The organism is Methylibium sp. (assembly GCF_013817365.1).
Lineage (GTDB): Bacteria > Pseudomonadota > Gammaproteobacteria > Burkholderiales > Burkholderiaceae_C > Methylibium.
This window is the reverse complement of the sequence record NZ_JACDCU010000542.1, coordinates 1-2,378: the sequence shown is the minus strand read 5'-3', so window position 1 is coordinate 2,378 and position 2,378 is coordinate 1. Positions and strand designations below refer to the sequence as shown.

The following is a 2,378-nucleotide window of genomic DNA, read 5'->3' as shown; positions in this document are numbered from 1 at the left end:
GCGTGGTGGTGAGGACGTTTCACTCGTGGTGTGGAGAACTGGTGCGCGCCTACCAGTTGACGGTCCCGGCCGATCGACGAAATGCGGACGAGTACTACCCTCAGCTCGTGCGCACGGTGTCGCGCGCCGTGGAAACCGGCTTGGTGCCAGGGGGGCAGTACACCGCGCTCCTGATCGACGAGGCGCATGACTTCGAGGACGCCTGGCTGCAGCTCGCGGCCCGCATGGTCAACCCGAGCTCGAAGTCGATGCTTGTGCTGTACGACGACGTGCAGTCCATTTACCAGAAGAAGCGCCGGCGGTTCAACTTCGCCAGCGTCGGCATCGAGGCCGTCGGCCGCACGAGCATCCTCAGGCTCAATTACCGCAACACGGCAGAGGTCCTCGCGCTGGCGGTTCACTGTGCGCAGGCCCTGCTCCTGCAAGACAGCGCCCTGCCCGAGGACATGCAGCGCGTTCAGCCCAGCACCGCAGGGCGGCGAGGGCCCATGCCGGTCCTGATCGAGGCGGGCAGCGAGCAAGAAGAGGCCGAGCTGGTCGCCGATCGCATCGTGCGCGCGCATGCGACGGGCGCGGCCTCGAGGAAATGGCCATCCTCACGCGCACCCGCGCCCGGATGTCGGCCTTCGAGCGCGCATTGGCCCGGCGCGGGCTGCGCGGCGCGAGCATGGCGTCCGGTCCCTTGCGCCGGGAAGACTGGGCCGTGCCCTGCGTCAAGGTGCTGACCCTGCACAGCTCCAAGGGCCTGGAGTTTTCCGTGGTGTTCATCGCGGGGCTGCAGGCGATGCCGCACAGGGGCGAGCCCCCGGACGAGGAGATGCGCCTGCTCTACGTGGGCATGACGCGTGCGACTCACGAACTCGTGTTCTCTGCGCATGCGGGCTCCGCCATGGTGGACAAGATCCGCGAATCGATCGGAGTCGTCGGGCCGCGGTTCATCACGTCTTGAAGCTCGAGCTTTCGTGCCGCTCGGGGAGGGTGGCGGCCCGGGACGTGGCGGTGTGGACCCGAGCCACTCTGGACCGACAGCCTGGCGAGCCGCGCCACCTTGCCGGCAACACGGCTGCGCGCACGCAGGGGCCAGCGCGTCGGAGCGTCGGCGTAGGCTATGGTTTCTGCGGCGCGAAGAACCAGCGCGCCGAGGGCGGCCAGCACCGTCTTGTTGCAGACAGAGGTTTCCCATGAGCATCATCACCGCGAACCACGCACTCGCCGGCGCCGCCTGCGTGGCGCTCTCCTTGTTGCTGGCGAGTGCGACTGGTCCGGCGCAGGCGGGCGGCCGCCACGGCGGTCATGGCCCCGGCTACAACGACCAGCATCACGCCGGCCATTGGAGCCGCGGCCATCCCGGCCACCGACACCCCGGCCGCTCGCGCGGCGGTGTGAGCATCGGCATTGGCGTCGGCTCAGGCGGCTATGGCTATGGCTACGGTGCGCCGTGGACACCTTGGGGCTACCCCGGCTACGGCATGGTGCTGCCGCCGCCCGTTGTCTACCGGGAGCTCCCCACCGAGCGGCCGCCTCAACCCCTGGCCAAGGGCCCGCCCGATCCGGTCTTCGATCCGCGCCGCGGCCAGAGCGCCGCGCGGACCGAAGCCGACCTGCACGACTGCAATCGCTGGGCGCTGGGGCAACCGGGGGCGATCGCCCGGGCCGATGTTTTCCACCGCGCCACGCTGGCATGCATGCAAGAGCGCGACTACACGGTGCGCTGAAGCCTCACGAACCCACCCGACCATGCTGAGAAACCTCAAGGACCTGTTCGATTCCCTGATGCCGGCCGCGCCGGCGCAAGTGCCGGAAAGCGCGGAACACACGCTTCAGCTGGCCACGGCCGTGTTGCTCGTCGAGGTGATGCGGGCCGACCCGGACCTGAGCACGGCCGAGCGGCAAGCCGTCATCGGTGCGCTGCGCGACAAGTTCGCGCTGGCTGACGACGAGGTGGCGCGCCTGCTCGAACTTGCCGAGCAGGCTTCGCGCGACGCCACCGACTACTTCGGCTTCACTTCGAAGATCAATGCCGAGTTCGGCATGGAGCAGAAGGTGCGCATGATCGAGCACATGTGGCGCGTGGCCTATGCCGACGGCCAGCTCAGCGCCCACGAGAACCACCTGATGCGCAGGGTGTCCGACCTGCTCCACATCCCGCACGGCGCGTACGTGAGCGCCAAGATGCGCGCCAAGCAAGCGGCCGGCGTGGATTGAACGGAGCCGGCTGCGCGCCGGCTTCAGGAGCGCGGCGCGGCGGGCGCTTCGCACAGTGCGCGGCCCAGGCGCAGCAACCCCCACAGCAGCAGCAAGGGCAGCACCACGGTCTGCAGCAGGAACACGACGATCAGCCTGACGATGTCGTCGATGGCGCGCCCGGCCGCTTCTTT

At 69.0% G+C, this 2,378-nt stretch carries 3 protein-coding genes and 1 pseudogene; all 4 read left to right on the top strand.

The annotated features are described in order from the left end of the window. Nucleotides 1-725: pseudogene (locus H0W38_RS21060) on the top strand (hypothetical protein); the annotation flags it as partial. Beyond that, entirely contained in the window at nucleotides 704-949 is a 246-nt protein-coding gene (locus H0W38_RS21055; protein ID WP_292457868.1) for a 3'-5' exonuclease, read from the top strand. The pseudogene H0W38_RS21060 and the gene H0W38_RS21055, both read left to right, overlap by 22 nt. A gap of 232 nt (nucleotides 950-1,181) precedes the next feature. Next, complete coding sequence (locus H0W38_RS21050) at nucleotides 1,182-1,715, top strand: hypothetical protein (RefSeq protein WP_292457866.1); 534 nt, start codon at nucleotides 1,182-1,184, stop codon at nucleotides 1,713-1,715. A gap of 22 nt (nucleotides 1,716-1,737) precedes the next feature. After that, nucleotides 1,738-2,205, top strand: coding sequence for a TerB family tellurite resistance protein (locus H0W38_RS21045; RefSeq protein ID WP_292457864.1), 468 nt, complete (start codon nucleotides 1,738-1,740; stop codon nucleotides 2,203-2,205). Nucleotides 2,206-2,378 lie beyond the last annotated feature (173 nt).

Excerpts from the sequence above, each read along its gene's own strand:
- H0W38_RS21050 (WP_292457866.1), top strand. The coding sequence starts at position 1,182 with ATGAGCATCATCACCGCGAACCACGCACTCGCCGGCGCCGCCTGCGTG.
- H0W38_RS21045 (WP_292457864.1), top strand. The coding sequence starts at position 1,738 with ATGCTGAGAAACCTCAAGGACCTGTTCGATTCCCTGATGCCGGCCGCG.